Genomic DNA, 26,254 nt, shown 5'->3' on the forward strand with positions numbered 1-26,254 from the left:
CAAAAATTTCAGGACTATACACCGGCTGAAGTGTAGATGATTTCAACACCCGTATCGAGGGCAACCTCAAGATTCCTGTCGGATTCAGACTGATAAATTGGTATGTTGACAGCAAATGGTTTCCCAACGGACTTGACCTTCTCGATCTCCTCTCTTAACTTCTGAGGTGTCAATCCCGCGGAAGCGATAACTCCGAGAGCGCCAGATTTTGAAACCTCAGCAGCAAAATCGCCGAGGGTGATGGACATCATCGGGCCTTGGATTACCGGATATTTTGTTCCAAGTAACCTCTTAACTCTGTTCATGGCAGGAACATTGTAGGTAATATTTATAAACATTTTTGCGTAAAAAATGAAGATGAGAGCTAAGTTTATCCTCTGCATTTTGCTTGGAATAGTCATTGGCGCATCCTCTGCATATCTTACAGTTAATCAGGTTGCAGAGATGTTCAGCGTGAGCAACGGGCCATGGAAGGCCAACTTACTCGCTGGTTCGGAGAGGGCGGACATCTACACGAGGGCTGCGATCGCTCTTAACGCCCTCTTTGCTCTCAACAAATCTGAAGCTGTTTACTTTATCGCCAAAACGGACAGCAACTTTCGCCCATTAAGGCTCGAATGCGATTACAGAATCGAAGGAAATTACCTCCCGGCGAGATGGTGGAGCATAACAGTCTATGGCTCAGACCTCTTCCTTATCCCGAATGAACTCGACCGATATTCCTTCACCAGCACCAATATCAGAAAAGATGGTGGAAGATGGACGATACTTCTTTCAAAGGAGCCGAAGGAGGGGAACTGGATACCACTGAATGGTAAAGGTCAGTTTTATCTCGTTCTAAGGCTCTACAATCCGGAGAAGGTTGTATATCAGTATCCAGAATCCATTGATCTGCCTAAAATCGTGCTGGAGGGGTGCTCATGAAAAGGTGTGTTGCTATTGTGATACTCTCCGCAATTGTGGCTCACGTTGTAGTTGTTGCCTTCATCCCACAACTCGTAATGTTCGCCTACTTTACGAAGATGAAGTCGGCAGATATTGAGGTTAACAGGGTTTATCATGTCCCTCCGATAAACGCGAGCTTTAGAGAAGTTGTTCTTCCGAGTCCCAACTTACTCTACTCCTACTGCATCTACGACGTGTCCAAGGGGGCGGTGTTTGTGAGAGCTGAGGTTCCTGAGGGCACATACTGGTCTGTATCCTTCTACGATTCAGCGACGAACAACTTTTTCACCCTTAACGACAGAGATGTTGGGAAGGAGGCAAGAATTCTGTTGGTGAAGGACTTGAGTCAATTGAAGGAGATGAATGCAACGCTCGTGAAAGCAAAGAGCGAGAAGGGACTTATACTCTTCCGTATTTTTATTCCCGACGAGAGCACCATACCCTACCTCGATAAAGTCAGGCGGAATTCATCCTGTCAGGCAATTTAACCAAAACATATTTATTTGATTAGAGGTCAAATTAATTTTATGATTACTGGAGTTTGGGTGGCGAGCATTGAAGTTCTGAAAAAAGTTTCGCCAGAAGAGGTTGAGGAGTTTGAAGGGCTTGGAAGTGATTGAAGAGCTATTGGAAATCTACGATAGTACAAAATTTGATTCTGAGACTTCAGAGTTGCTGGAGAAGCTACTCTCCAGAGCAGTCCTGAAGTATATGTTCCTTCAGGAGGAAATGGATGAAGAGGTAAAGATAGCCTTACAGGTCGTTAAAAAATTCATTTCTTAAATTTTTTAGTCTGAAATAGAAATTTTAATTAATCTATGCTGTTAGGTATCAATATGAATGAAAAGGTTGTTATTGTAGCAATAGTCACAATCGCCATTGTTTCTGTTTCTATCGCCGTTATCGCATCCCAGATCGAGAGTTATGCAAGACTTGGGAACATTGACATGAAGCTTGAAAGTGTTAACGAAAGCCATGCAGTGATTTCCTTTATCGTGGAAGTAAAGAAAGAAAACGTTAATTCCTTCACTCTGCAGGCAAAAATTTACGAAGATCGGACGGGTTTGCTTTTGGATGAGGTTGAGAAGGATTTTGAAAGTCAAGACTCAAACTACGAAGCTGTAATGACCATCCCCTTTGAGAAAACCAAGGATTACAGAATTGAGTTGATGTTGATGCAGGAGGATAGAGTCCTCAGCTCACGGCAGCTTCACCTAAAAAATCTCAGGAGTCTTGTAGCAGAAAATATGCAACTTGATGCGTCAATGGTGGGTGCGGATTTCCTGCTTACGGGTGTGAAAGACGAGAATGTTGAGTTTAAGGCGAGGTTTTATGTTGAGAGTGTAAGGGATTACGATGTTGTGGCAAGGATAAAGGTTGTTCAGGCTGAGTCGAATGTTTTAGTTGACGAGGAATGGATGAACACAACACTGAAGAAGGGAAAGACGAACATCATTGAAGCGAACTTTGAGGTGCCTGACGACTACAATTATATCGTCAAGCTTGAAGTATGGAGGGGTGGGAAGCTGGTTAAAACTTGGAAGGATGTGATCAAGCTGGCACCAACCAAGATAGTTCCAAAGGACGTGGAAGAGGAAAAGGTTGAATTTGAGGTTGAGAAGTTCGTCAGGGAAGAAGTTCCGGGTTATGTGGAGAGAGGAGCAGGAGTCCCCGGATTTGAGGTCGGACTGGCATTAGCGGCAATTGTGGGTGTTGCGGCATGGAGAAGAATGAGGATGTGAAATTTCAGGAGACTGTCAGAAGGGTAATCACAATTTTGCTGCTCTTACTCCTCATTATTTCTATCGTCGGGCTTTACATCTCGGCAAATACCCTGATAGATGTTTGGGCAGGTTACAAGTATGCGCCAATTTACAAAGTGCTAATGAACGCTGCCCTGCTGATAATAGCGGCTCACTTTCTCATGAAGTCCAAAGGTTAATAATCCGGCTGAAAAATTCTAAATCCATGAGATTATTTGTGGCTGTTGACGTGGATGAGATGGTTAGGGAGAGGGTCAAACCAGCACTGGAAAAATTTATGGAATTAAGTGGGATTAAAGCAGTGGAACCTGAGAACCTCCATATCACGCTTCTTTTTCTTGGAGAAGTAAATGAGAGCAGAGTTGGAGAGATAGAGAACAGTCTCTCTTCAATCGAATTTGAGCCCTTTAAGATTGTGTTTCATGGTATGGGAGCATTTCCAAATCCTAAGTCTCCGAGAGTTGTGTGGATAGGGGTAAAAGAGAATGGAGAGCTGACCAAGCTGGCAAACGCAGTTTACGGAAAGCTGAGGAGGCTCGGGTTCAAAAGGGATAAGGACTTCTCAGCTCATTTAACAATTGCGAGGGTCAAGAGAAAAAACCCTCAGGTGGTTGAGCTGATAAAGGAACACTCCTCAGATAGTTTTGGAAAGATGGAAGTAACGAATTTTAAGCTGAAACAGAGCATTTTAAAGCCTCAGGGCCCTGTTTATAAAGATTTAAGGGTTTTTGGTTATGAGGATTGAAGAAGTTGTTGAAAAGGCTCTAACCCTTGTAACTCCGGAAGAGGAGGAGATCAAAAGGGCTGAAGAGGCTGAAAAAGAGTTGAAAAGGAGACTCGACAGCCTTGGCATTGAATATCTTTTTGTGGGAAGTTATGCCAGAAACACATGGTTGAAGGGGAGTCTTGAGATTGACGTGTTCATTCCTTTCCCTGAAGAGGTGCCTAAGGAGGAGCTCAGAGAGAGGGGGCTTGAGATTGGAAAGGCTGTTCTCGACAGCTGTGAGATTAGATACGCTGAGCACCCTTACGTTCATGGCACTGTGAAGGGTGTGGAAGTTGATGTGGTGCCATGCTACAGATTGAAGGATGCCAGCAGGATTAAGTCAGCAGTTGACAGAACTCCCTTTCACCATGAATGGTTGAAGGACAGAATTAGGGGGAAGGAGAACGATGTAAGATTGCTAAAAGGATTTTTAAAGGCAAACGGGCTTTATGGGGCAGAGTATAAGGTGAGGGGTTTCTCCGGGTATCTCTGCGAACTTCTCATCATCTTTTACGGCTCTTTCATTGAGACTGTAAAGAATGCACGTCGCTGGACGAGAAAAACAGTTATAGACGTAGCAAGTGGGGAGGTTAAGAAGGGAAAGGAATTTTTCGTCGTTGATCCGGTTGATGAGAAGAGGAATGTTGCCGCAAACCTAAGCTTGGATAACCTCGCGAGATTCGTCCACATTTCCCGTGAATTTTTCGAAAACCCATCACTTGATTTCTTCCTACCCCCGCACAGACCAGACGCTGACGTTGAAATGCTGAAAAAGGTTATAAAGGAGAGGGGTTCGGCTGTTTTCGCTGTAAAATTCAAAAGACCGGATATAGTGGAAGATAACCTATATCCGCAGCTTGAAAGGGCTTCAAGAAAGATTTTCGAGTTTCTTGAGAGGGAAAACTTCATGCCCCTCCGCTACACCTTTAAGGCTGCTGAGAACTGCTATCTGATTTTTGAGTGTCAGATCAGGGAATTGTCGAGAGTTTTCAAACGTCTCGGGCCTCAGTTCGAGGATGAGAAAAATGTGAGAAAGTTTATCTCAAGGAAAAGACCGTTCAAACCATTTATAGAAGGTGGGAGGTGGTGGGCTTTCGAATACCGCAAGTTCACGACACCTGAAGAGGCTGTGAAGGATTACGTGTCAAGTCACTGGCACACACTTGGTAAGAACGTTGGCAAGTCAATCTCGGAGGGTTTTGAGGTAGTATCCGGTGAAAGCTTGCTTTCCGAGCCTGTGCTTTTTGAACTCTCCGAGTTCATGGGGGTGAGGTTGTGAAAGTCACCTTTCTCGGAACGGGTGTGGCTGTACCTTATGAAAACAGGGCTCAAAGCTCAATTCTCATCGAGCTTGACGATTTTAAGATTTTGATTGACTGTGGTATAGGCAGCTATCACCGTCTTGAGCAGATCGGTGTTGGACTTGCAGAGATTGATGCCGTCTGCATCACCCATCACCACCTCGATCACAACGGAGACCTGCTCAACATTCTCAAGGCAAGGTGGCTGCTTAACTGTGATACGCTGAAGATTTTTGGACCAACCGGGACGAAATCCTTTCTTGAATCTTTCCTCGAAGCCTATCCCTATCTCAGGGGCAAGCTGAAGTTTGAGATTGAGGAAAGAAAAGAGTTCACCTTGGGAGGGGCGAAATTCAAAGCTTTACCCACAATCCACTCCATCGAAAGTCAGGGCTATGTTATTGACAATGCACTTGCCATAAGCGGAGACACAAGGGCATTCAAAGACTTCATCTCGCAGGAGTGCGATATAATGGTTCATGAGCTTTCTCTGCCCTTCGGATACGATGCCGACTACCACACAACCCCTGAAAATCTCAAAAGCCAGCTGGAGCATTGCAGGGCTGAGAAAATTTACCTGACTCACCTTTATCCTATGGCTCATGTTGTTAAGGACGAAATCCTGGAGTTTCTGGAATACGATGCTGTTGTTGCGGAGGACATGATGAGTTTTGAATTATGAGCAAAATTTAAAATAGTGGCGGGCAAAGCAGATAAGGTGATACTCATGGATGAAGAGGTTAACAGGATCATTACGTTATGCGGTAAAGATTGGGCAAAGATCGGAACGGAGTTCATTTTTCTCGGAGGAAAGGCTGAATGTGAGAACTGTAAGATCAAAAAAGCCTGTCTCAGACTGAGAGAGGGTGCGAAATACAAGATCGTCGGTTTGAGAGATGGTGCGGTTCAGGACTGTCCACTTCATGACGAGGGAGTTGTTGCAGTTGAAGTTGTTGAACTGCCAATAATAGCCCTTGTAGATTCAAAAATTGGTGTTGAAGGAACAAAGTTCCATTATGAGGAAAAGAAGTGTGATATATTCAACTGCAGCATGTTTTCCCTCTGCCATCCAGTAGAGCTGAACAGCGGGGAGATGGTTTTGGTTGAGAAGATTATTGGCGATGCACCGGAAAAGTGCCAGAAGGGTTACAGTGTGGTCGTTGCAGAACTGAGGAGGGTTGAAGAAAGCTGAACTTTAACTGTAGTATCCCGAAATAACTTTACACTTCAACAAGATTACCACGTGAGGAAGCTAACAAAGACGGAGAATAGTCAAACAGTGGCTTAAAGGAAAGCCAATAACAAAGATAGCGGAATTCTTCCAAATGACGAGGCAGAGACTCCATCAGATAAAAAGTTCAGAGAAACAGGAGAAATTCTCTTCCTGAAGAAACCGGGAAGAAAACCCAAACAGATAGACGAGGAAACAGAATAAATCATCTTGAAAGCCTACAAAAAGTTCAATCTTGGTCCAGTTTACCTGGAAAAGAAGATAGAAGAAGTCTACGGCATCCACATCCTGCACAACACCATACAAGTTTTACTTAAACACGATCTGGTGGAGGAGGACATGAACGAGAAGAAGAGGAGACAGAGGAAGTGGGTTCGATATGAAAGAAAACACTTCTTTGAAGTCGAAAGTGATTACTGTGATTGGGAACTGGCTGTAGATGGTATAAAAACGGTTAAAGAGAAAATAGAAAAACTTGAAAGGCTGTTATGAGCTTAAACGAATTCGTCGAGGAAGTTAAAAAAGTTGCAGACGTGTACTCTCTTAAAGTTGAAATACTCGCAAGAATCAAGAACGCCGTCAAGATTAGGGTCCGGTAACTGAAACATATACATTCAGCTGTATTACAGCCAAAAAACGGAACCAAAAATTACGTTTTAATAAGCTGGAGCAGGAGGTTGTTCGGAAGAGACTGCGTTGGTGGCGAGTGGCACAAGCATCCATTCGAAAATCCTGACGATCACGATTTTGGAGAGGACAGCAGCAAGGAGGTTTCAGTTTCAGAGTTCTTCGAAGAGGTCTTTAGGTTGTTGGTAGAAAAAGGACTTGTTTAATCCTCACACTTCTCCGTTTTTAATTCATGCTTAGGCTCGTATCAGTGTTCAAGATAGCTCCTCAGTCGTAACTCGGTAAAACTCAACAACAGCAACAAGCGATCCAAAGCCCATTACTGCGCGAATTACACTTTCATCTCAAAAAACAAGCCTGATAAACCAACTAAAATTACAATGAAGTATTTAGCAGCCAAATATTTTGCTCAAAAGTTTTTTCTCAGAGATTGTGGCAATTCCTGCATATATCCACAATATACCTAATACCTAATCCAGTTTCCCCTTCGAGCAGGATAAAAATATCATTAAAATAAATAAAATGGGGAATATTGCTGGCAAGGTTCTGTTTGTCTGCGTCATAATGCATCACAATAGGGTTGGTAACCTGCGCAGCAACAACAAACAACGCAAGATGCAACGATTCCAGTTCCACTTGCTATTGCTCCTACTATCGCCGATGACACTACCAAAACTTCTGTCTGGGCACATATGAGAGTGCATATTCCGATGTTAGCCATGAATTTTTCACAAACTGCGACTCCAAATTTGCTGCATACTGGCGTCACGAAGAATAGCTCGCAGGCACCAGCACATGTCAAATCCTGCCAGCTGACTGGTTCATTGCAAACTTTGCCGCAAATATCCAGAACAACCGATGTTTGAAAGAATACCACATACCGCTCCAACCCAAGGACCTCCTGCAACCGCCCCTGCTAAACATAATATGGCGAATCCTGAACCGCATGTAACATTACACAAATAAGAGCAGCCACTGCTGTCAATAACGATAGCGGACCCCTCTCCCTCGACATTGTACTCAGCCAAGTCCCTTTCAACCTTCTCAGCCAGATCGTTCAATTAAATTCCTCCCTTGACCGTCATCTGTTATTCATTTTTCTCTTATTTTTTGTCTTTTTTGTCTCGAGTAAACACCGACCCAGCTTGAGATAACAAGGAAAGGTTCAAAAATTACTGTAAATATATATCCAAGCCTGTACATCTCATGTAACCATTCTGCAAAGTAAGCGGTTCCATAAATTCTGTTCACAGCCATTACCCCAACCACCATTCCGTAAATAAGTCCCAAGGGTCGAAAGACAGCTCCAGCTCTTCTTTCCATCGCCTTTCTCTCATTTTCATCCATGAGCCTCGTCAACTTCTCAGCGCCTCTCCTATCGACTTCTACCATCAGCGTAAAAATGAGAGCGACTATGAGGCTTAGTTCAACGCCTGTTTTTACGAGGTACATCCATCCGATCATCATTGCGACAAATACCAGAGAAAGTCTTAACACTACAAAGATTTTCGTGAAAGTGTATTTGTGCGAGAGCATGTGGTAGTACCATTGCGTCAGAATAAAGATAAAGAGTCCCACTGCTACACTCTTCGGTAAATTCAATCCCGATAAATACGCTAAAAATCCGAGAGCGACAGCTACAGCCGCTTCAAGGATAAAACGTCTGGTAGAGTATGCAACACTACCGTCCCAATCCACTTTACTCTTTTTCACATACTTTACGTAGCCAAGAACGGCGAGAATTGTTGCAATTGAGGCTATGGCGAAACTTTCTAACAAAGTTATAACGGCTATGTGGTGAATCCCAAGCGCAAGGATTATGCCGGAGAGGATTATGAAGAAAATGGTGATTTTGTCTCCACGAGAAAGCTTTTCTTTCCTCTCTTCTTTATTTTTTCTTGCAGCAATGCGCTTCTCCAACACATAGGCGGTATCAAAAAGAAGAGAGAAGCCTACTCCTCCTATCAAAGCTTTTTTAATTGGGAGCGAGAGCAAGAAGTAGAATGCTGCGGTTAAGATGATTGTTCCTATAATAAAATTTATAAAAACAATAAAAAATAAATTATTTCTATTCAACATACCACCTCACAAGCCCCTGTACAGGCTGGAACACACGCATATTTCTCACATAAATACGCTAATTCAGGTCCGACCAACCTTATACAGATTGCTGAGCAAGTTCCAGCACAAAATCCACCGCTGCATGGGTCTACGTTCCCCGTACACCAGTAATTGCATGCTACACCAACGAGACTGCCCATTCCTGCTGTAACTCCACTCCTCAAAACCACCAACAACAGCAGGCTCAACTTTCCAGCCGCATGCTATCGCTAATCGTTATTGCAAAAAAATGTATTTATGAATATCGGAAAGGGCATTTAGCCTTAAAAATCCCCAATAACGCAATCAACAGTAAAAAGTGAAGAAGAAAACAGGCTGAATAACACTAAAAACTAGTTGTTGGTAACTAGGAACGAGGCTGAGAGAATAAGCAAAACGGAAAAAAGTTCTACTTGCTCTTTCTTCAAGCAGTAATCCGATGACGTAAGCAAACGAGTACATTATGAAAATTATGAATAATACACATTTAAATAATAACTGCAAAAAGAAAGAGTATGGAAACAAACGGAATCGGGATATATTTCAAAAAATTAGAATTGTTCATAGCTCAGCCCCCCATACACTGTGCGGCCATTGCACATGTATATATCCCCCAGAACTAAGCCGCGTGATTGTTAGCAGAGCGACAGCGACAAAGAGGGCGGTGAGATTACGATCAATTTGACTTTTTTTCTTCTATCAGCGTGTAAATCTCGATGAAATCGATAGCCACTTTTGCTAATGCAGCTATAATAAACACCAAGAAAGCAAGTATAAATGCAGCTCTCGTTTTGGCAGACATTGCAAACACCACGTGCTTTATTTCAAAAACAATTCTACCATCAGAAGCAAATTGACGAAAGAAATCAGGGTATGAAGGAATAGATAGGCTCTTCCTTTCGAAATCATCCTTCCTGTCAAGCCGAAGAGAACATTCATAACCGTTATCTCGAGCATGGATTCGAATAAATCATCACTTTTAAGCATTTCAAAAAGAACCTTCTGAAAGTGAAGCTCTTCTGGCTGAGAGATAGTTCTTACGAAAATTATCAGCAAAAGAATAAGCAAATTAGCCCAAATCCAGAATGAGAAGAAGCTATCCTCCAGCACAACTTTTCCTTTAATACTTCCGTAAATCTGGAGCGGAACAACAAAGAGGGAGAACGTGAAGAACAACAGAGGCGAGAAAGAGAATATCATGGTAAAAAAGGAGAGAACTCAACGATTACAGCCGGAAGATCACCGTAGTAGAAGATCAGAGTCCCAGTAAATGCTACAGGCACGAGGTGGAGGAAAGCGAGCCTCTTAAACTCGTATATGAAATTTTTATCGTTTTCAGCCATCTGCTCTAAAGCAATGTGAATTTGCCCTAACTCGTAGCCGTGCTGCCTGAGAAACCTTGGGAGGTTGAAAATGAGAGCGAGAATGAAGGGAATCGAAATCAGCAGAACCATAGCAATTCTCTCCGGAGTTATGTTCTCGGCTGGAATAGCCAAGAGTCAGAATGCTATCACAACTCCGATGGCCGCTGCAAACGTGTAAATCAGGGCTAATTTGCCCTTCACCGCTCACCTCCGAATTCTCAGCAGCAGCAGAAGGACTGCCAGTATTAAAAATATGCTCAGCAACATTTCCTGACTCAATTGAACGATCAAAACTCCAAGCCCTGCAATAGCAGCGTTCGTCCAGAGGAGCCAGAAAATCGGACTCTTCATCGTGTTGGAACTTTTAACCGCACTTTCGAGCTGATCAAGAGAGTAACCGAAAGCCCTGAGGACGATTTCAGAGGCTACGAGCATCGCCGTAATGATAGTGGCGCCGGCGAGAATCCCTGTCAAGAGGTTTTCCGTAACGGAAAGTCTTCCCAGCATCTCCAAAAGAATAGCGTAACAGATAACGGGAGCGGAAAATTGTATTAGAGTGAGTAAAATCAGCAATTTCGACCTCGCAATCACCATCAAACGCCAGATTAGCCCGACGGAAAAGTTGATCACTGTTGAAAGGTAGAAAGCTCTTTGATGAGTCAGTAGGGTGTTCAGATGTGGCAGAGTGTCTTTTTCAGTTTCGCCGGCAGTCCAAACGGACACCAGTATTAGAACTAATCCCAAAACCGATAGTTGCATCCAGAATTCCGAGGAGCTGGCAGAGGTGCTGAGATCCTTCTTTATAAACCTGTTGTAGAGGTAGAGAATCGTGACGAGAGGGAGTATGCAAATCTGGGAAAAAGGAATCAGGACGGCAAAAAAGACGATGAAAAACTTTAAAGCTAGCATTACATCTCCCCACTCCAGAACGGCTCCGCAAAGCAGTATGATGGCTGTAGGAAACCCGATAATTATGTAACCGATATTGAATGCCAAGTCTCTGTCTTCTTTGTTTAGTTTTGCAATTTCTCCTTCCTTGAGCTCCAGAATCCACATCATTCCTTCTTTAAACTTCAAACCTCTACGCTTGAAGAGCAGGTAGATGGACAGGATTTCGAAAAATAAAAGGGTAGCCAGAACGATTAAAGCGAGAACAAGTCTTTCGGAGGATGGCTTGGAAACGGAAATGAAAGGAATAAGAGATGCTCCGATATGAAGGGCGATTAGAAGAATCAAATTTCTTTTCCACATGGGTTTGTCACCTCTCAAAAATAAATTAAAAAATTTATGGTAGTGCGTCGAGCGCGGCGCAAAGTTGTGGACAGAAAATGGGCTCTATGGCCTTCTGACACAATTCTGTTCCAACTGGGACGTATTTTTTGCATATTCCGTAAACTACTAGATTGCAACCTCCTGAGCAACCTGCATTAGGCCAGTCTGGATCTTCGCCACATGCGTAATTGCAACCCACACCGCAGACAGCTGTCGAACCAATTGCACATATTACTGCTCCTATCAAACCACCACCTATTACCGCGCAAACAGAGGTCATTGCCAATGAGCACGGTAACGAACAGAGGTGAGAGCAAGCTGAATAGTCATCTACTACTACAGCAATTCCCGTCCCTTCAACGTTGTACTCTCTCAAATCCCTCTCAACAACCCTGCTCAGATAGTTTAGCTCGTTCTTTGCTTTATTCCACACCCAAGAGGTATCTTCATGCTTCCTTATCTCGTTTAACACCTTAGCAAGAATCCTGTAGTGCTCGGCAAGCGTAGTCTTGGATTTGATCTCTATGATGTCGGCAAAGGGAGCAAACTTCTTCTTCTCATCCTTAGGAGCAACGCTTATAGTCGTGACGAAGTGGTTCTCGCTGCCGATTTCCATTATCCTCGTCACAAGGCTGAGGTTGTAAGTTGCGGTTTCTGCAAAGTAGCTGAGGAGGTGGAACTTATAGCTCGCGGTCTCGTTGTAAATTCCTCACCTCCAGAAACTTCAGCTCTTTCCAGTTATTTGAGCTGTTAAAAAGCTCATTTATTTCTATCTGGTAATCAAAAGTCAAGCAACTCCCATCTGTACAGCTGAAACTTCCATTGAAGTTCTTAGCGAACCACTCGCTCAGGCTTTGGTTGACCTCAGCTACGTTTAGAATCGGTTTTCCGTTCTTAGCCAATTCCACTTCGACAACTCTCTTTAGTGTTATCTCGCATGCCCCGCAACTGCACTCGGTCGCTTTGCTTGCAGCCATCGCTGGACTCACTACGTTGCTTAACACCACCAAAACCAACAACAGGCAAACAAACTTTTGCCCAACCTTCATCGAATCACATCCTTGCCTTGTCATCACGTAACTTAAGACTTTTGCTATCATAGTGATATATATCCAAAATGTTAATATTGAAATGTGCTAATACGAATCTTTCCCCAATTTCCGGCAACGCACGTAAAATCAGGTGAAGATGTGAGAGGGCAGAGTTCGAGAGGCTACTACACAAAACGTCATATAATTTACAGCCATCAAGCAAGCTTTCTCAGAATTTCAAATCTCTTTGGAGAGTAGGGAATATAGTTCAGCTCTGGTTCCACAACCCCAAATCACTCCCAACCTCTGCGTAAAATGTAACTACTCAAATATTTTATGTGCAAAAGAGGTATAGGCGAGTTAGAGGACTGAGAAGACGTATCATGTCAATAAAAGACGTATAATGACCAAAAACTAATATAGTATAAAGCTTAAGAAACAAACATGTCAATAGAAGTCCTGTTTGAGAATGGCGTATTCAAACCTTTAAAAAAGGAGAATTTGCCGAAGAGGAGAGGAAAGTACAGGATTGTAATTCTGTCGGAGTTAGAGAAAGATGTAGAGGAGGTATTTGGAATTTTGAAGGAACCCATTGATTTTGAGGAACTAAGAAAAGAATGGGATAGAGATGTATCTGGTTGACACAGACATAATAATCGATGTTTTAAGAGGATTTGAGGGCTCAAAAGAATTTTTACTGAAAATTGCCCAAGAGGGAATAGCAATTTCAACAATCACTGTTGCCGAAATCATCTCTGGAAAGGAAAGTAGAGACGCTGTAACGAGAGAGAAAATACTTAGATTTCTAAGGAATTTTGAGATTGTCCCCTTAACCATGGAAATCTCCGTTGTTGCGGGAGAAATTAGAAGAGACTACAGAATAGGTATTGCCGATGCAGTCATAGCGGCAACCGCTTTAAATTATGGAATGACTGTTGTTACCGGAAATGTTAAACACTTTGAGAGAGTGAAGGGTTTAAAATTGCTCAAGCCCGATTATAGGTGATTTGCAAATCGTATCGAACCATTTTGTGTTTCACTTTATAGGATGGAGTTATTGGTTTTAGCACATTAACCAAAAATAGAAAAATTTTATTTTCAAAATATAATATCGAGATACAATATCAAAACATAGATTCTGCAATCTTCAAAATTTCTTCCTTGTTAAGCTTTCCTGCTATCGTAATCTCCAAGTTGTTTATCGGGAATTTCAGCATTCTGCTGCCAAAGATTTCCGCTAGCTCCCCATCAACATTCTTTATTTTCACCTTCTTTGCATTTGGCAAAGGTTTGCTTTCACCACTCTCACCAATTCGTTCTGATATAACCATAACATTATCACCCTTCTTGTAGTAGAGTTGAGCCATACCCATGAAAACCATAGCATAATTAAATTCAAAGCCTGCTGTGTATGATGGGACAAGGATTGTGAAGTTAACTCGCTTTTGGACTTCTTCAATCGTAAGCTTCTCCGGCAGTTTAAATTCCTTCTCAACAATCTTCGCTCCTTCAGGAGGCTTGAACTCGAATTCTTCATCGCTTATTCCAGCGTTGAACTCTACGTTTTTGTATTCTACTGTTGAGCTGAAGTTTCCATAGTTTATTTCTATTTTTAAAGGATACCAGTATTCCTTGTCAACCCAGAGCTTTTGATTAATGAAGTAATCTTTACCTTTCGGTTTTAACTCGATAACATAACAATTCCTGTTTGAGATTTTATCTTCTCCCACAAGCTCTATATCGTATTTTTCGAGCATGTCTTTTACAATTTTACCGTAATCAAATTCTGGCTGTTTGACTTCTGGAAGGTTGAACTTTGCCACCTCATTCTTTTGCTTATCGTAGATCCACATGGTTTTGCCGTTGGAGATTGTTAGTATGTTTTCATCTTCAGTTTTCCACTTGTTAGGCTTTTTCATTGCAAATTTTGTGGTTTGAGTTTGTTGTTTTCCTAAATTTGTGGTTACAATCATCACTCCTTTCATGTCTTTGGTGGAGTTGTACTTCTCCTTCATCTTCTCTACTATCTGCTCGGCAGAGAGTTGGATGCAGGCGAGAAAGATCGTAGTTATAGTTAAAACTATTAGCACTTTTCTCATCTAATCACCTCTTCCAATTTTGATAATTTATCGTTTACAAGAGAGAGAAGAGCGAAGAAGAGCAAACCAATCCAGAAGGAAGTCATGTAAGCTTGTATAAGGTTTTCTGAAAATAGGGATGGGAATGATGGATTGAAAGTCATGAACCATACAGTAATAACATATAAAACTAAAATTACAGATTTCAGAGAAATCAATTTAATATTTATATGTATAAATTTTCTGCTATAGATTTTTCCACTCTGAGATGCAAATGACAATATAACTGCAAACATCAATCCAAGGTGTGGTGATAAGACACTAAATACCGATGCAAAAATGAAAAGAGTCGCCAACTCCGCCAACGTCCTACAAATATGATTCATTAAGTCCACCCCATTACTGTGTAAAAAATTAAAAAATTTAACAATATCCCTCACATCCCGAGTGTATGATACATGCAATCCAGTTCCCAAGTCTGCACCGGGCATCCATAGCAATACAGAAGGGGTCGCCCCACTCTTGCTCTCCACATTTACCTACACAGCACATGCCTTTACCTATGCAAAGTGCGCAACCGATGCAGGCGGCTATGCCCAGGGGATTCGGCCCACATGCTGCACACGTAATAGCACATGCCGGTACTTCCCATCCTATGCAAGCCCATAAACACGTCGAAAACCCTGAAGTAGTGGTTGTGACTCGTAAATTTCCGTCGGAGTCTACATAGTAGATTTTCTTTAAAACAACATCACTTTTCTTCTGTAATTCTATTGCATAACTCTCAATGTGGCCATCTGAAATAAATGCAATAACTCCTGCTAATTTATTGTGCTCCACTTTAAAAGGAATTACTACAAGGAGTCCAGTTCCATAACTCGTGAATATCTTAGAGATCCTAGTTTTAGTGAGATCCTGTTTGTACCCTTTCTTTGCTAACACACCTATCAGTTTCTTCACGTCTTCATTCGTCAAGGCCTTCGCCAACACCTTGTTCTTCTCCAACCCCTTAAGCTCGAAAACAGCCACATTCTTGTTCTCCAGGTTTGAACAGCTGTTGCAACTCCTACATTCGGTTTGTTTATTACTCACAGCCATCGCTGGCATTATTATGTTCCCTAACACCACCAAAACCACCAGCAGAGCAACAAACTTTCTTGCCACCCCCATCTTAATCCCCATCCTTGCCTTGCCATCACGCAACTTAAGTATTTTGCTATCTTAGCTATATATATCCAAAATGTTAATATTGTAACGTGCTAATCCAATTCCAGCTTAGGATTGACACGAATAAACCAGCATACTCTAAATTTTTCTATCTTCTTCTACACTTTCAGCAACATTCCTAATCATTTCATCCACATATCGTCCCCAACTCAAAGCACTCGATACATCCCTCCAAAGTTATACAGACCGGACAAATAACAAAAACACACAGGGCACAGGATTTGAGGCCGCTCATGCAAGCAGGAAGACAGGTGTAACCACAGCACTCTACGATGCAACCCATATCAACATTGCCCTCACAGCAGGTCAGAACACACTCCTCCATGGGGTACTAGAGACAATCACTATCTTTTGTAACACTCATGCGGGCACGAATAGTCGTCTTTTAGGTAATAACAATATTATAGTAGTCGTAACATAAGACCCAAGACAAACAGAATTTGTACGGAATTTATAAAAGTGTTAAGACACATTTAAGTTTTCGAATACAAGATGCGGAGGAATTAAGAGAACTGCAACAATTTCGATTACTTTACTAAGCAATCCTCTAATTTAGCGCAATCTAATTCTACTTCGAGGTATTTTGTTTCCATGTACGGTTTAACATTCACCACTTGCAATTTATTATCACTATAAATCCACGCAAAACTGTCATTTAATTGTAATATCTCTTCGCCAAATTTTAAGGGATAACTTTTGTTCGCGTGAAACAGTAATATCCTTTCTCCATTCCAAGCGAATGAGAGATTGAGTGAATAGTTTTCAGCAAGTAAGAACTTCGAGACTCCATAGCTTATTCCGTATAAACTTTCAACTCCGAGGGAGAAGTTGCACCATCTTTTGGTTTCGTTAAGACAACACAACGATCCAAGTGTACCAATAAGCGCTTCGCATCCATTAACGTTCGAGTAAACGATAAGTTTATTATTAACAAGGTCAAACTTCCTCATAAAAGGGAAAATATCTTTCTGACCATACTGGTAGCTTTCGATCGGTTTTCCTTCGACGAGATGATAGACTCTGAAGTAAAGAAACTGAATTTTGTTTGATTTTAGTGCTTGATTGGGTGTTTTATTAGCCTGGCTACCGTCTAGGCCGTGTTGTGTCTGATTTTCACTCCCTTTTTTCCAGAAGAACGTGTGAGATGCTGTAAGCATAGTAAGTAAAACTAATAAAATAATTAAAATCTTTTTCATAGTCTTAAATTCCTGTTCTCTATCATGATATCTAAATTGTCTCTATCTGGTAGTAGTGCCAGCAATCCTGGTCGCACTTCACCAGTTTCTCCGTTTGAGAACAAATCAACTACTCCAGATGGGATTGGATAACCCGAATTGCACGGGTCAGTGTGACAGTAGCATATTGACCCTAAATACATCCCTACCTGAGTTGCGTAGTATATCTGTCCTTCACAATGCAATCCTTGAAAGTTGTGCGCCAACTCGTGTTGAAGTATCTCCTGTCTCGTTCTAAGAGGGTACCAACTTCCATCATCAAAGGTTGTTCTTATAACACATTCATCGGGAGCTGAAGCAATCGTTGCACCACCGAATGGTAAAATCTTGCCACTAAATAGTTGTTCCATACGTGTATCCATGTCTTGGTCACCATATACCTCTCTCAACTTTAAAAGCAATTTTGCACCATCATTGATATTGTCAAAAGTTGAGAAGTCTATCGTGTAAGATGGAATGTTAAAAGTAATTTGAAGCTGATCCTCAAATACTCCCTCAACGAGGTTCATGACGTCTCTCATCTGTATATACCATTCTGAGCCATAAGCGTTGTAGTATTCTTCATCACCTACAGGGTGCATTTCAAAGATGTACATTTTTCACCTCCCTAAAGAGGTAAATTAATTCTCTCCACATCCCATTGCCAGTAAGAGACAAGAATAAGTTTATTATCTAGTCTACCAATTGTTTCAAAGTATTTTTTGAATCCGTTTATCTCCACATACCCTGAGATCGTGTTATGGATGTTTAATCTACATTTGCCTCCTTTGTGCTTGCCTTTATACTGCCATGTCTTGTTCAGAACATCTCTTTTTGTTTTACCTTCCGTCTTATACTCCATTATCCACTCTTTGTTGCCAAAATAATTAGGTTCTAATCTAAGTTTTATCGGTTCAGCGCTCCGACTTACGGGTAAGAAAACCTTGCCATACTTTAAATTTTCTTGTAGTTCTCTATAGTCCAGTATTATAATCTCAAAGTTTTTCAAACCCCTCGGCATCGTGATAGTAAAATCACTAGCACTCACTTTCCCAACTATACTTCCAAATACTGGAATTGCTGCCACGCTTGAGGCCAATTTAATGAATTCCCGTCTAGTTAAGTGAAGTATTTCATCTTTATCTCTACTCAGCTTTAATTTACGCACTTTATCACCCATTTTTCTTCCTCGCTGCCCACGTTTCAATCACATCCTTGCCTTGCCATCACGCAACTTAAGTCTTTTGCTATCTTAGCTGTATATATCTAAAATGTTAATATTGAAGCGTGCTAATACAATTCCAGCTTAGGATTGACACGAATAAACCAGCATACTCTAATTTTTCTACCCTCTTCTACACTTTCAGCAACATTTCTAATCATTTCATTTAACAGTCTCTGTATACTTAAAAACCACACGAAATCGTTCAAAAAATCCGAACAATCCTTAGGAGAGGTTAAAATTTGGGATTACTGCTGAATATACTAAGGCTAATATTTTAGATGCTAATAACATTAAAAAGTGTGCATACCCAACCAATAAAAGTAACTATATGTATACACCAAAATCGCTTCATTTACTTATCTCTTTTTTCAAAAGGACTCGCAGACTAATAACGAGAATAATAAACCAGCTCGTAAGCACTATTAGAGAGTAAATAGCTCTAACTATCACAGTAAATATGAACCACACGAAGACGAATACAATAGATACGCCTACTAACTTTGCCACTGTTTTGTAGTTTACTTTTTCTTTCGAAAACCTATAGAACGCTAAGCTTATCAGAAATATCACTGAAAACACGGTAATGCCAGCTAAATCAGGTTGATGCAGTATTGAGTATGAAATCTTCTCAACTAAAAGCGTCAAAGAAACAATAGAAAGAAATGAGGCAAAATTCTTTAAATTTGGTTTGTACTCGATCTTATGTATGACCCTAACACGAACGATGGCATTATTACCAACGCAATTGTCTGTCCACGAAAAATCCTACTGATAAACTAAGTAAACCGTTGAAGTCCCAGTTACATTCTCCCACCCTTTATATTTTATCACGAATTCGTCATACCTGTGCCCCGAGTACACCTCACCATTGTGCTTTGGTGCTACTGGTATCAGGCCAAGAAAGCAGTCCTGCCCAGAGTCCGCATAAAAGGTTACCTTAACCTCCGTAGCGTTCCCCTCGTAGTAAACATACACGGGTATTGTTAAGTTAGCGACTTTTTCGTAGTATCTGCCCATCCGCTCATCTTTTATGACTGATTCATTTAAGACGGGCTTTAATTTTATGTCAAGGATATCTAAGGGTACATTATACGGATGATCAAACACAACTCCGCCACTTCTGTTAATTCTCTTGATTTTGATCTCCCACATTTTTCCGTATTTTGTCTCGACAGTTGATATGCTATAGTTCTTAACTGATCCAGGTCGCAGATCAAAGTGTTTTGCTTCAAACGATTTGTTTTGGTAAACATACACGGGAAAGAGTAGTGTAAAGTTATCCAAACAACCCTTTGAATCTATGTCCAACCTGACAAGCGCAGGAAGGTCGGTAAACTGCTCCACGAACGGGACAAAAACAAGCAGGAATACTGTTGCTGCAGCGATAGTCGTAAAAATCAAAAATAATAAAAATTTCTTGATCTTCTGCATCGGCACCCCTCATATGTTATCTTCAAGGTACTCTATCAAGCCTTTCGTGTACCCAGCCACTTTCTTGACGAGGAATTGAGTCGTTTGCTTCAGCTTCGCTTCATCTTTTATGTAAGGCACTGGAACGTTGTTTACCCAGTACACTCCTATAGCTGAATCCAGATCATCCTTGTACCAGTAGGACATAAACGCCAGATCTTTAACGGCCTTCTGTGGATCTGTTACAGTTATTTTCGGTGCATTGTAAGCAATATCATCAAGATTCCAGTCGTCCCACTTGCTGTACACGACTTGCTCGTAAAAATCGTGTCTGACCTTATTTTCTGCAGGATTTCCCGTAAAGAGATTTGAGTGGTATGGGTTACCGACATCCATTAAGTAATGGGAGGCTCTTCCCAAATCCAAATATGCTTCCGTGTATTTGCCATTCTGGGCGTAGTTAATCGCACTTTCCACTTTTTCGTTACATGCTTGTGGAGCACTTCCGAATCTGAATACTGGGTCATAGACATGCTTGCAAAGTCTTTCGGGACACCAAGGTGGCCACCAAGCCGAATCCTCCTCATCTGGAAGCTTTGACCCAAGTTTAAAGTTCGATAAGTTGCTTCCGCTTATACCCATGTAGTTGCCAGTTTTCTCTGCAATGAGCATGTGTGTGGACTGTGCCCACTTTACTTCAACTCCATCATCCGTGTGTGGCCAATATTCTAATAACTTCTTTATCAGCTCTGGAGATATTTTTGGAGATTTTTCAGAGATTTTGCTGGTATCTTTTGCAGCCATTGCTGGACTTACTGCACTTCCTATTGTCGCTAACACTAACATCACAGCGCTTTTCATCTCACCCCCTCACGTAAATTTATGATCCACGCACTAACAAAAAACAATCCAAAAATTGTAGCTATTAATTGAAACAGTCCATAAAATAAAAGCAAACTTTCTCTGATTAAATGGTGCTCTGTGAAAAGCACGTCATAAGCTGAAGGTATCAATATCAAAGCAGAGTAGAGCAGTACAAATACTGAAAATCCTGCAACAGCCAGTTTTCCTACATCGATATTGCTGTAGAGAAAAATCGAAGCGCATATCATTAAACCAGACAGTAGAGAGTATTCGATCACAGCAAAACTGTCGTGAGTTGGGAAAAAGTTTGGGAATAATCCGTAGGTTGATATCAAGAGTGCATAAGCCAGAAGAGAAACTGCAAAGGGTATAGCAGATTTCTTATTCTCCACCTCCATGCTTAGAAAAATCAAACCAATCAGTGAGATTACTGCAAGCAAACCTCCGAATTCATAGGAAGACATTTTTGGAGACACTATGTAAATCGGAACGTTCATAAACACTATTGAAGTTAAAAACGATGAAATAAGAATTTTAAAAAATTTGAGAGTTAATTTTGGCATGGTGTCACCCTATCAGCACGTAGAAGTCTGTTATTTTGCCCTGATCTCCGCTCCAAGCATCGTAAACTCTTAACCTCCAGTCATAATTCGATGGAGTTAACCAGAAATAGTGCTGTATTGTTATATGGTTATTATTGCCCCAATCATGATCCCAGACCTTTGTCTCTATATATGAGTTCTGGTAAGTTCTCTTGTAGCCTATCCAAACCTCTAAATCTGCTGGATAAGTGTGGTCTATCTCTACAATTGCCAAAACCTGATCGCTACAGGCAACATCATTTATGTTGACATAGGAAGTCTGATGATCGTAGATTGGGACATAATTGGAACCTGCAGTATCTGGCGATTCAAACTTGGTAGCGTAAACGATCATACCCATTGTATATTTTATAGTTTCACTTATTAGCGTTCTCGTAATGCTCTTCAATTGTTCATTTAATTGCTGGTTGTTTTTCCATCCTAGTGTATTCATTATATCGCAGATCTGCTGCAAGTATTGATGTGAGAAGGCTGCAAGGTTTTTTGCATCTTCGCTTGGATCTGTGATGATGTAATATTCATCAACATACATTGCTGATTTTAACTCGCTCCAGTGGCTGCTGACCCAGCTCTCATACTCTGTATGGTGAGCTTGACCATAAACCGACGAGGTGTGGAAAGGATTTCCTAAATCCTCAATGTAGTGTAGAGCTTTTCCAATGTATATATACGCTTCCTCAACATTTCCCTGCTCAAATTGTGCTCTGGCTTTGTTTAAGTATAGCTCTAAAGAGTCTGGACCGTAATTATCGTATCCTGGTACAGGAACATCTCCAATCACCCAACTGTGCCTATTCAAACCCCACCAAGGAACAAGCTCAGTTGGTTCCTTTCTATGATCGTCAGCCCAAGTAGCATAGCTTTTTAATGTATCCATATGGGCACCCGTCACATAATTCAAGTTGTCTCCGGCAGTATAGGACATATCCTCATGAGTACCGTAGCCCCATAGAATTCCAACATCTCCTGGAGATTCCGTTGCTATAGTTATGTAGTACGCTATACTCTGCAAAATTTTGGTTTGTTCTTCTTTAGATAACTTTGAATTTCCTCTGTATATCTTTTTTGCTTCGTTGATTATTCTGTTCTTTTCTTCTTCAGTTAGATCGTACATTGCATATTTTACAAATTTCCAGTCTTCTTCACTCGGTATAAGCTTTTTAGCCGGTTTTGTTATCTTCGGCGGTTTAACTGGTTTTAAATTTGCAAATGTGGTTTTAATTGGTTGTTTTTGATCTACCATTCTTGGTTTATCCGCAATCACTGGCACCACTACACTCCCTAACACTACCAAAACTAGCAGTAGTGCAGCTAACTTCCTCAACATTTTATCACCCCACTGACAATTCACACACTTCTAAATATTTAAATTTTATTTAATTATCAACTAAAAATTTTAGTCAGTAACTAAACAATTTAGACGGTAACTAAAAAGTTTAGATGAGAACTAAACCTCTAATTGACACTCAAATAAATAGATTAACTTTCATGAATTTGAAAATGAATTTAAAGCATGGAATGGACAGTAAAGTACAAAAAGATTTCAATCCTGCCATTTTCTTTCCGTCCAATGCACAGCTCTGTATAGCAATAAATATATAAGCGAGATAACCACCAAAACAGCACTCCAGAACACTCCACAGCTTTTCCTGTCCGATATAGAGTGGAAATACGGCAGTGTATGTGATTATCGCTATCACGGAGATGGAGGCAATTGCTGAGAATACCTCAAGGTTCTCTTCGGTGTGTATTGCCATGCTTACGCTGATTAGTGTAAAAAAGAGTGTTAGAAAGATACTTCTCTCCAAGAACTCAACACTAATCCACTTCATCGCATACTTGCCCAACTCCAAGCACTCTGATGTCGGTATGTATCGTTTTCACTCTCGCAGTTATTCACCTCAAGCGTTTTTTAATTTTCAGGTATGCAAGGTGCAGTGCAAATCCAACAGCCCATAAAAGCAAAATGTAAGAAGTCCTCTCGTCGTAATATATTGAGAGAAAGTAACCGGTTACAAATGCAGCAATTACCGACAGATCTCTTCTCTCGTCCTCCTGCAAATGCGTGTATCTCTCAACTAGAAAATACACTAAGGTGAATGCTGAGAGCATCACCGCACCAAACAGCTCCATTTCGAGGGCATCCTGAGGGTAACCTGCCATGTACACGAGTAAACTTACTAGAGACCAAGCTAAGAAAATTAAAATCGTCCTGAGGTAAATATTTGGCATTCTTGTTAACTTCATAAATTTTCCTCCCCGAGTTTTTAACCTCCATCCGCTCTACAAACCGATGCCCTTTTGCACTTCATGTAAAAAAGGTGTGCCACCAAAACAGCACTCCAGAACACTCCACTCCACAATCTGAAATCTTCCTGCTTGATGTAAGGTGGAACGATGGTTGTGTAAGTTATTATCGCCAGAATTGCGGAAATCAACCTTCTATCATTTTCTGGGATTTTGAATGCGTTGAGAATTGTGTAGCTTACAACGAGCACAGATGTAGATGTGAGAGACGAGAATTCCCATTTTAGGAATTCATCGCTGTCAAAGTGCCCTTTTGGGCAATATACAACTAAGAAATTCATGATGGTGAAAAATAGAAGTAAGCAGAGTACCCAGATCCAAAATCTCATATCAATCCCAGCTTGCTTCCTCGCATGTTGTTCCCCACTCAAAGCACTCGATACATCCCTCCAAAGTTATACAGACCGGACAAATAACAAAAACACACAGGGCACAGGATTTAGGTCCACCCATGCAAGCAAGAACACAGCTGTAACCACAGCACGTCCGTATGCAACTCATATCAACATTGCCATCACAGCAGGTCAGAACACACTCCTCCATGGGGTAATAGGGACAATCACTATCTTTTGAACACTCATGCGGGCACGAATCCAATGTTGTTACATGCCCGTTAATACTTACAGCTTCTGTTTTTATTCTGCTTCCGTTCACACTGAGCAGGTAGGCTAAACTCCTAACACCTTCCACAGACTCTGAAAACTCGTAGTACGCCAGAACCTTATCGTTTTTCAGAGGAATACCGATCGCAACCATGTCTATTTTCTCACCCCTATACTCAACCTCGTGCTTAACAACCTTAACTCCTCGGTATTCTATCTCCCATGGCTTCGCCAGACTTCTGATGTCTCTACTCGCAATCGCTTTTACAAGCACTTCCACCACAGATATCTCCTTTGGAGTTTTACTCAGTGGCTTAACTTCTCTAAATACACTTACACATCCGGTAACATCTGGCTCTTTTTGAAACTGGGCATAAGCTGTAAGTGTGCCAGCCATCACCAAAACCAACAGCAGTGCGACCATCTTTTTTACCATGCTATCACCCTACCGACAGTTATTTGTTAGCACTTTCTATTTAAATTTTATTTAATTATCAACTAAAAATTTTAGTCGGTAACTAAACGGTTTAGACGGTAACTAAAAAGTTTAGATTGGAATTAAAAAGTTTAGATGGAGGCTAAAAAGTTTAGTTGGGAATTAAGCTTCCAGTCCGAAATTTAAATAAATATATTAGTTTTATGAATTCGAAATTGAATTTGAACCATGGAATGGACATTAAAATACAAAATCATTCAAACCTTGACATGAACGAACAGACTGATTTCAGTTCAATTCCCATCTAATTTTCAAAAACTTCCACAACTCTAACCTTGCTTACCTCAGCAACGTAAGATGATAGATAATTAATGATTTCAATCCCGCCACTCTCTCGCGATCCCCGTCCGATGCACAGTTCTGTACGGCAATAAAATGGCAGCACTCAGGAACACTCACAGCTTCAGTCTTTATCCTGCTCAGAGGCATACCGATTGCAATCATGTCAACCTCATGCTCTCACCGTGCACACCTGTGTTCGCTATATATACTTTTCGAAAATAAAAATTTTAGTCGACAACTAAACAGTTTAGACGTCAACTAAACCTTTAACCAAGTTGGAAAAACTGGCAAGGTTCAGACGGGCTCATTACGAGGTAAAAAATCACCTCCGAAGAAGCTCATTCAGTTTTGACCTGTCAATTAGCTCGGAATTTCCTCTGACGAACTCAAACAGATCGTTTCCCCAGCGAACCGCATTCCCTCTGCAAACAAAGTCGCGCATGTAATCAAAAACACCGGTTTTCAGATAGAATGAAATCAGAAGATGTGAGTCCGTGACAATGAACGCAAATCTGTACCTCTCTCTCGATACGTATAACCTAACGTTGTCAAAACTCAAACCACTTTCCAGCTCTCTCGGGAAATCAGAAAGTATACGGCTGAAAACTTCTCCAGTCATGATCAGGTCAATCTTAACTCCTCTTTCAGCCAGTTCCAGAAAGAAATCAACGTACTCATTGAAAAAAACAGGCGTATAACCCATTATAGCACTCGTGCTGGAAGTTATGGAAAAGAACTTTCGGTGCGGCTCCACAAAATTCTCGTTGTTGTGAATTACTTCAATTGAGTCGAGTTCGTAGAACCTCGAGATCAACCAGTCCGGGATGTCTGCCAGTTCGAACTCGTTAGAAAGATCTCCGAACTTCTCAAAGAACCTGCTGAACTTCAGCAAAACCCTGTGAACTTCGAGTGCAATCTTTCCCTTAGGCAAAACCTTTATAGTATCTCTTTTCCTCTCAACAAGCCCCAACCTCTCAAGATCTCTGATAATCTGGGTTAAATGCGATGGAGTAAGTTTCAGCTCGCCCTCAACGTAACTCCTCGTTGCGTCCGGTTTCAGAATCTTCAGCACATCCATTTTCCGTGGAGAATTGAGTAGGTTCATTAGCTCCATACTCACACACTGATTAGCTAACTTAGATATAAATTTTACCGTGGAAAGTTAAATCAAAACAGAAATAGATCCGGACTGAGGCAGACTACCATCTCATCGAGAAATACTCGTACTCCTCGTCCAAGCATCTGTAACTGCCAGAACTGCAATTATTCCCCAGAGAATTTCGTCGATTCTGTCCCCCTTCATAACACCTAAACGCAGATACGGTTGTAAACTGCAGAAGTGCGGGATTAAGGAGATTGCAAAGATGACCATCGAGATCGAGTTAGCTGCCACCAAGATGTGATCAGACACTTCCTGTTGACGCTGGTGAGGGTATAAGATGAAACGTAGCCGAGGATTGCTCCTGACGGAATTGCATCGATCAGGGGATAGTACGGTATGCCAAAATTAAAAAACATAAAAACACTAAATATAAAAGTTACAGTCA

At 41.2% G+C, this 26,254-nt stretch carries 40 protein-coding genes and 1 pseudogene; 13 read left to right on the forward strand and 28 right to left on the reverse strand.

Features of this window, described 5'->3' with window-relative positions:
* Nucleotides 1-14 precede the first annotated feature (14 nt).
* A complete protein-coding gene (locus BP688_RS08040; RefSeq protein WP_290597677.1) occupies nt 15-305 on the reverse strand; it encodes an NAD(P)H-dependent flavin oxidoreductase in 291 nt (96 codons plus the stop codon).
* A gap of 52 nt (nt 306-357) precedes the next feature.
* Between BP688_RS08040 and BP688_RS08045 the strand changes: the two genes are divergently transcribed.
* The 11 genes and pseudogenes from BP688_RS08045 (at nt 358) to BP688_RS08095 (ending at nt 6,839) form a co-directional block, all read left to right on the forward strand.
* Nucleotides 358-924: a DUF1214 domain-containing protein gene (locus BP688_RS08045; protein WP_290597678.1), complete on the forward strand. Its 567-nt coding sequence runs from the start codon at nt 358-360 to the stop codon at nt 922-924.
* A complete protein-coding gene (locus BP688_RS08050; RefSeq protein ID WP_290597679.1) occupies nt 921-1,433 on the forward strand; it encodes a DUF1254 domain-containing protein in 513 nt (170 codons plus the stop codon). The genes BP688_RS08045 and BP688_RS08050 overlap by 4 nt, the downstream gene beginning before the upstream one ends.
* Before the next feature lie 109 nt (nt 1,434-1,542).
* Nucleotides 1,543-1,728 (forward strand): hypothetical protein, encoded by a 186-nt coding sequence (locus BP688_RS08055; protein WP_290597680.1) that lies wholly within the window; start codon nt 1,543-1,545, stop codon nt 1,726-1,728.
* Between the two features lie 53 nt (nt 1,729-1,781).
* Nucleotides 1,782-2,687 (forward strand): DUF7490 domain-containing protein, encoded by a 906-nt coding sequence (locus tag BP688_RS08060; protein ID WP_290623429.1) that lies wholly within the window; start codon nt 1,782-1,784, stop codon nt 2,685-2,687.
* A complete protein-coding gene (locus tag BP688_RS08065; protein ID WP_290597681.1) occupies nt 2,666-2,887 on the forward strand; it encodes a hypothetical protein in 222 nt (73 codons plus the stop codon). Before BP688_RS08060 ends, BP688_RS08065 begins: the two co-directional genes overlap by 22 nt.
* A gap of 26 nt (nt 2,888-2,913) precedes the next feature.
* A complete protein-coding gene (gene thpR / locus BP688_RS08070; protein WP_290597682.1) occupies nt 2,914-3,453 on the forward strand; it encodes an RNA 2',3'-cyclic phosphodiesterase in 540 nt (179 codons plus the stop codon).
* Nucleotides 3,443-4,753 carry a CCA tRNA nucleotidyltransferase gene (cca, locus tag BP688_RS08075; protein ID WP_290597683.1) on the forward strand — a complete coding sequence of 437 codons (1,311 nt, stop codon included), beginning with the start codon at nt 3,443-3,445 and terminating at the stop codon, nt 4,751-4,753. The genes thpR and cca overlap by 11 nt, the downstream gene beginning before the upstream one ends.
* Nucleotides 4,750-5,457 (forward strand): MBL fold metallo-hydrolase, encoded by a 708-nt coding sequence (locus BP688_RS08080; protein WP_290597684.1) that lies wholly within the window; start codon nt 4,750-4,752, stop codon nt 5,455-5,457. The genes cca and BP688_RS08080 overlap by 4 nt, the downstream gene beginning before the upstream one ends.
* Before the next feature lie 45 nt (nt 5,458-5,502).
* Nucleotides 5,503-5,967: a UPF0179 family protein gene (locus BP688_RS08085; protein WP_290597685.1), complete on the forward strand. Its 465-nt coding sequence runs from the start codon at nt 5,503-5,505 to the stop codon at nt 5,965-5,967.
* A gap of 76 nt (nt 5,968-6,043) precedes the next feature.
* Nucleotides 6,044-6,399: pseudogene (locus BP688_RS08090) on the forward strand (transposase family protein); the annotation flags it as partial.
* 284 nt (nt 6,400-6,683) lie between these two features.
* Complete coding sequence (locus tag BP688_RS08095; RefSeq protein ID WP_290597686.1) at nt 6,684-6,839, forward strand: hypothetical protein; 156 nt, start codon at nt 6,684-6,686, stop codon at nt 6,837-6,839.
* A 615-nt stretch (nt 6,840-7,454) separates the two neighbouring features.
* Here BP688_RS08095 and BP688_RS08100 read toward each other — a convergent pair.
* From BP688_RS08100 to BP688_RS08140, 9 genes are all read right to left on the reverse strand, one after another.
* On the reverse strand, nt 7,455-7,694 hold the full coding sequence (locus BP688_RS08100; protein WP_290597687.1) for a hypothetical protein: 240 nt from the start codon (nt 7,692-7,694) through the stop codon (nt 7,455-7,457).
* 31 nt (nt 7,695-7,725) lie between these two features.
* Entirely contained in the window at nt 7,726-8,712 is a 987-nt protein-coding gene (locus BP688_RS08105) for a hypothetical protein (protein ID WP_290624590.1), read from the reverse strand.
* Nucleotides 8,706-8,942 (reverse strand): hypothetical protein, encoded by a 237-nt coding sequence (locus tag BP688_RS08110; RefSeq protein ID WP_290623433.1) that lies wholly within the window; start codon nt 8,940-8,942, stop codon nt 8,706-8,708. The genes BP688_RS08105 and BP688_RS08110 overlap by 7 nt, the downstream gene beginning before the upstream one ends.
* A 467-nt stretch (nt 8,943-9,409) precedes the next feature.
* Nucleotides 9,410-9,535 carry a hypothetical protein gene (locus BP688_RS08115; protein ID WP_290623435.1) on the reverse strand — a complete coding sequence of 42 codons (126 nt, stop codon included), beginning with the start codon at nt 9,533-9,535 and terminating at the stop codon, nt 9,410-9,412.
* A 17-nt stretch (nt 9,536-9,552) separates the two neighbouring features.
* On the reverse strand, nt 9,553-9,933 hold the full coding sequence (locus BP688_RS08120; RefSeq protein WP_290623437.1) for a hypothetical protein: 381 nt from the start codon (nt 9,931-9,933) through the stop codon (nt 9,553-9,555).
* Nucleotides 9,930-10,187: a hypothetical protein gene (locus BP688_RS08125; protein ID WP_290623439.1), complete on the reverse strand. Its 258-nt coding sequence runs from the start codon at nt 10,185-10,187 to the stop codon at nt 9,930-9,932. The genes BP688_RS08120 and BP688_RS08125 overlap by 4 nt, the downstream gene beginning before the upstream one ends.
* A 114-nt stretch (nt 10,188-10,301) precedes the next feature.
* Nucleotides 10,302-11,348, reverse strand: coding sequence for a hypothetical protein (locus BP688_RS08130; RefSeq protein WP_290623441.1), 1,047 nt, complete (start codon nt 11,346-11,348; stop codon nt 10,302-10,304).
* A 34-nt stretch (nt 11,349-11,382) separates the two neighbouring features.
* Nucleotides 11,383-11,985: a hypothetical protein gene (locus BP688_RS08135; protein ID WP_290623443.1), complete on the reverse strand. Its 603-nt coding sequence runs from the start codon at nt 11,983-11,985 to the stop codon at nt 11,383-11,385.
* Nucleotides 11,986-12,049: 64 nt separating this feature from the next.
* A complete protein-coding gene (locus BP688_RS08140; protein ID WP_290623445.1) occupies nt 12,050-12,418 on the reverse strand; it encodes a hypothetical protein in 369 nt (122 codons plus the stop codon).
* A gap of 426 nt (nt 12,419-12,844) precedes the next feature.
* Here BP688_RS08140 and BP688_RS08145 point away from each other — a divergent pair, with 426 nt between their 5' ends.
* Together BP688_RS08145 and BP688_RS08150 are read left to right on the forward strand one after the other, a co-directional pair.
* On the forward strand, nt 12,845-13,042 hold the full coding sequence (locus tag BP688_RS08145; protein WP_290623447.1) for an antitoxin family protein: 198 nt from the start codon (nt 12,845-12,847) through the stop codon (nt 13,040-13,042).
* Complete coding sequence (locus BP688_RS08150; RefSeq protein ID WP_290623449.1) at nt 13,029-13,406, forward strand: type II toxin-antitoxin system VapC family toxin; 378 nt, start codon at nt 13,029-13,031, stop codon at nt 13,404-13,406. Before BP688_RS08145 ends, BP688_RS08150 begins: the two co-directional genes overlap by 14 nt.
* A 118-nt stretch (nt 13,407-13,524) precedes the next feature.
* On the opposite strand, the gene BP688_RS08155 is transcribed toward BP688_RS08150, so the two are convergent.
* The 18 genes from BP688_RS08155 to BP688_RS08240 form a co-directional block, all read right to left on the reverse strand.
* On the reverse strand, nt 13,525-14,499 hold the full coding sequence (locus BP688_RS08155) for an outer membrane lipoprotein-sorting protein (protein ID WP_290623451.1): 975 nt from the start codon (nt 14,497-14,499) through the stop codon (nt 13,525-13,527).
* Complete coding sequence (locus tag BP688_RS08160) at nt 14,496-14,834, reverse strand: hypothetical protein (RefSeq protein WP_290623453.1); 339 nt, start codon at nt 14,832-14,834, stop codon at nt 14,496-14,498. Before BP688_RS08160 ends, BP688_RS08155 begins: the two co-directional genes overlap by 4 nt.
* A 67-nt stretch (nt 14,835-14,901) precedes the next feature.
* A complete protein-coding gene (locus tag BP688_RS08165) occupies nt 14,902-15,660 on the reverse strand; it encodes a class II aldolase/adducin head domain-containing protein (RefSeq protein ID WP_290623455.1) in 759 nt (252 codons plus the stop codon).
* Nucleotides 15,661-15,832: 172 nt separating this feature from the next.
* Nucleotides 15,833-16,030: a hypothetical protein gene (locus BP688_RS08170; RefSeq protein ID WP_290623457.1), complete on the reverse strand. Its 198-nt coding sequence runs from the start codon at nt 16,028-16,030 to the stop codon at nt 15,833-15,835.
* Nucleotides 16,031-16,232: 202 nt separating this feature from the next.
* Nucleotides 16,233-16,862: a hypothetical protein gene (locus BP688_RS08175; protein ID WP_290623459.1), complete on the reverse strand. Its 630-nt coding sequence runs from the start codon at nt 16,860-16,862 to the stop codon at nt 16,233-16,235.
* Nucleotides 16,863-16,897: 35 nt separating this feature from the next.
* The gene (locus tag BP688_RS08180; RefSeq protein WP_290623471.1) at nt 16,898-17,536 is read right to left on the reverse strand and encodes a zinc metalloprotease; all 639 of its coding nucleotides are present in this window, start codon (nt 17,534-17,536) and stop codon (nt 16,898-16,900) included.
* A gap of 11 nt (nt 17,537-17,547) precedes the next feature.
* Nucleotides 17,548-18,099: a hypothetical protein gene (locus BP688_RS08185; RefSeq protein ID WP_290623473.1), complete on the reverse strand. Its 552-nt coding sequence runs from the start codon at nt 18,097-18,099 to the stop codon at nt 17,548-17,550.
* Nucleotides 18,100-18,909: 810 nt separating this feature from the next.
* Nucleotides 18,910-19,575, reverse strand: coding sequence for a hypothetical protein (locus BP688_RS08190; RefSeq protein WP_290623475.1), 666 nt, complete (start codon nt 19,573-19,575; stop codon nt 18,910-18,912).
* A 9-nt stretch (nt 19,576-19,584) separates the two neighbouring features.
* Nucleotides 19,585-20,415, reverse strand: a complete 831-nt coding sequence (locus tag BP688_RS08195; protein WP_290597506.1) for a phospholipase C/P1 nuclease family protein — start codon at nt 20,413-20,415, stop codon at nt 19,585-19,587.
* Nucleotides 20,412-20,981 (reverse strand): hypothetical protein, encoded by a 570-nt coding sequence (locus BP688_RS08200; RefSeq protein ID WP_290597505.1) that lies wholly within the window; start codon nt 20,979-20,981, stop codon nt 20,412-20,414. Before BP688_RS08200 ends, BP688_RS08195 begins: the two co-directional genes overlap by 4 nt.
* A 4-nt stretch (nt 20,982-20,985) precedes the next feature.
* Nucleotides 20,986-22,347: a phospholipase C/P1 nuclease family protein gene (locus tag BP688_RS08205; RefSeq protein WP_290623476.1), complete on the reverse strand. Its 1,362-nt coding sequence runs from the start codon at nt 22,345-22,347 to the stop codon at nt 20,986-20,988.
* A 139-nt stretch (nt 22,348-22,486) separates the two neighbouring features.
* Nucleotides 22,487-22,852, reverse strand: a complete 366-nt coding sequence (locus BP688_RS08210) for a hypothetical protein (RefSeq protein WP_290623478.1) — start codon at nt 22,850-22,852, stop codon at nt 22,487-22,489.
* Nucleotides 22,853-22,916: 64 nt separating this feature from the next.
* The gene (locus BP688_RS08215) at nt 22,917-23,267 is read right to left on the reverse strand and encodes a hypothetical protein (protein WP_290623480.1); all 351 of its coding nucleotides are present in this window, start codon (nt 23,265-23,267) and stop codon (nt 22,917-22,919) included.
* 20 nt (nt 23,268-23,287) lie between these two features.
* Nucleotides 23,288-23,518, reverse strand: coding sequence for a hypothetical protein (locus BP688_RS08220; RefSeq protein WP_290623482.1), 231 nt, complete (start codon nt 23,516-23,518; stop codon nt 23,288-23,290).
* A 139-nt stretch (nt 23,519-23,657) separates the two neighbouring features.
* Nucleotides 23,658-24,365, reverse strand: a complete 708-nt coding sequence (locus BP688_RS08225) for a hypothetical protein (protein ID WP_290623483.1) — start codon at nt 24,363-24,365, stop codon at nt 23,658-23,660.
* Nucleotides 24,366-24,704: 339 nt separating this feature from the next.
* Nucleotides 24,705-24,869, reverse strand: a complete 165-nt coding sequence (locus BP688_RS08230; RefSeq protein ID WP_290623485.1) for a hypothetical protein — start codon at nt 24,867-24,869, stop codon at nt 24,705-24,707.
* 160 nt (nt 24,870-25,029) lie between these two features.
* A complete protein-coding gene (locus BP688_RS08235) occupies nt 25,030-25,821 on the reverse strand; it encodes a helix-turn-helix transcriptional regulator (RefSeq protein WP_290623487.1) in 792 nt (263 codons plus the stop codon).
* Nucleotides 25,822-25,914: 93 nt separating this feature from the next.
* Nucleotides 25,915-26,103: a hypothetical protein gene (locus BP688_RS08240; protein ID WP_290624593.1), complete on the reverse strand. Its 189-nt coding sequence runs from the start codon at nt 26,101-26,103 to the stop codon at nt 25,915-25,917.
* Between the last annotated feature and the right edge of the window lie 151 nt (nt 26,104-26,254).

This window comes from Archaeoglobus sp. UBA230 (genome assembly GCA_002507545.1).
GTDB lineage: Archaea > Halobacteriota > Archaeoglobi > Archaeoglobales > Archaeoglobaceae > Archaeoglobus.

Coding starts and splice junctions, on each gene's coding strand:
- BP688_RS08040 (WP_290597677.1), bottom strand. CDS start 305: ATGAACAGAGTTAAGAGGTTACTTGGAACAAAATATCCGGTAATCCAA.
- BP688_RS08045 (WP_290597678.1), top strand. CDS start 358: ATGAGAGCTAAGTTTATCCTCTGCATTTTGCTTGGAATAGTCATTGGC.
- BP688_RS08050 (WP_290597679.1), top strand. CDS start 921: ATGAAAAGGTGTGTTGCTATTGTGATACTCTCCGCAATTGTGGCTCAC.
- BP688_RS08060 (WP_290623429.1), top strand. CDS start 1,782: ATGAATGAAAAGGTTGTTATTGTAGCAATAGTCACAATCGCCATTGTT.
- BP688_RS08065 (WP_290597681.1), top strand. CDS start 2,666: ATGGAGAAGAATGAGGATGTGAAATTTCAGGAGACTGTCAGAAGGGTA.
- thpR (WP_290597682.1), top strand. CDS start 2,914: ATGAGATTATTTGTGGCTGTTGACGTGGATGAGATGGTTAGGGAGAGG.
- cca (WP_290597683.1), top strand. CDS start 3,443: ATGAGGATTGAAGAAGTTGTTGAAAAGGCTCTAACCCTTGTAACTCCG.
- BP688_RS08085 (WP_290597685.1), top strand. CDS start 5,503: ATGGATGAAGAGGTTAACAGGATCATTACGTTATGCGGTAAAGATTGG.
- BP688_RS08105 (WP_290624590.1), bottom strand. CDS start 8,712: ATGTTGAATAGAAATAATTTATTTTTTATTGTTTTTATAAATTTTATT.
- BP688_RS08115 (WP_290623435.1), bottom strand. CDS start 9,535: ATGTCTGCCAAAACGAGAGCTGCATTTATACTTGCTTTCTTGGTGTTT.
- BP688_RS08120 (WP_290623437.1), bottom strand. CDS start 9,933: ATGATATTCTCTTTCTCGCCTCTGTTGTTCTTCACGTTCTCCCTCTTT.
- BP688_RS08125 (WP_290623439.1), bottom strand. CDS start 10,187: ATGGTTCTGCTGATTTCGATTCCCTTCATTCTCGCTCTCATTTTCAAC.
- BP688_RS08130 (WP_290623441.1), bottom strand. CDS start 11,348: ATGTGGAAAAGAAATTTGATTCTTCTAATCGCCCTTCATATCGGAGCA.
- BP688_RS08135 (WP_290623443.1), bottom strand. CDS start 11,985: ATGGAAATCGGCAGCGAGAACCACTTCGTCACGACTATAAGCGTTGCT.
- BP688_RS08140 (WP_290623445.1), bottom strand. CDS start 12,418: ATGAAGGTTGGGCAAAAGTTTGTTTGCCTGTTGTTGGTTTTGGTGGTG.
- BP688_RS08145 (WP_290623447.1), top strand. CDS start 12,845: ATGTCAATAGAAGTCCTGTTTGAGAATGGCGTATTCAAACCTTTAAAA.
- BP688_RS08150 (WP_290623449.1), top strand. CDS start 13,029: ATGTATCTGGTTGACACAGACATAATAATCGATGTTTTAAGAGGATTT.
- BP688_RS08155 (WP_290623451.1), bottom strand. CDS start 14,499: ATGAGAAAAGTGCTAATAGTTTTAACTATAACTACGATCTTTCTCGCC.
- BP688_RS08165 (WP_290623455.1), bottom strand. CDS start 15,660: ATGGGGATTAAGATGGGGGTGGCAAGAAAGTTTGTTGCTCTGCTGGTG.
- BP688_RS08170 (WP_290623457.1), bottom strand. CDS start 16,030: ATGGAGGAGTGTGTTCTGACCTGCTGTGAGGGCAATGTTGATATGGGT.
- BP688_RS08175 (WP_290623459.1), bottom strand. CDS start 16,862: ATGCTTACAGCATCTCACACGTTCTTCTGGAAAAAAGGGAGTGAAAAT.
- BP688_RS08180 (WP_290623471.1), bottom strand. CDS start 17,536: ATGTACATCTTTGAAATGCACCCTGTAGGTGATGAAGAATACTACAAC.
- BP688_RS08185 (WP_290623473.1), bottom strand. CDS start 18,099: ATGGGTGATAAAGTGCGTAAATTAAAGCTGAGTAGAGATAAAGATGAA.
- BP688_RS08190 (WP_290623475.1), bottom strand. CDS start 19,575: ATGCAGAAGATCAAGAAATTTTTATTATTTTTGATTTTTACGACTATC.
- BP688_RS08195 (WP_290597506.1), bottom strand. CDS start 20,415: ATGAAAAGCGCTGTGATGTTAGTGTTAGCGACAATAGGAAGTGCAGTA.
- BP688_RS08200 (WP_290597505.1), bottom strand. CDS start 20,981: ATGCCAAAATTAACTCTCAAATTTTTTAAAATTCTTATTTCATCGTTT.
- BP688_RS08205 (WP_290623476.1), bottom strand. CDS start 22,347: ATGTTGAGGAAGTTAGCTGCACTACTGCTAGTTTTGGTAGTGTTAGGG.
- BP688_RS08210 (WP_290623478.1), bottom strand. CDS start 22,852: ATGAAGTGGATTAGTGTTGAGTTCTTGGAGAGAAGTATCTTTCTAACA.
- BP688_RS08215 (WP_290623480.1), bottom strand. CDS start 23,267: ATGAAGTTAACAAGAATGCCAAATATTTACCTCAGGACGATTTTAATT.
- BP688_RS08225 (WP_290623483.1), bottom strand. CDS start 24,365: ATGGTAAAAAAGATGGTCGCACTGCTGTTGGTTTTGGTGATGGCTGGC.
- BP688_RS08230 (WP_290623485.1), bottom strand. CDS start 24,869: ATGATTGCAATCGGTATGCCTCTGAGCAGGATAAAGACTGAAGCTGTG.
- BP688_RS08235 (WP_290623487.1), bottom strand. CDS start 25,821: ATGGAGCTAATGAACCTACTCAATTCTCCACGGAAAATGGATGTGCTG.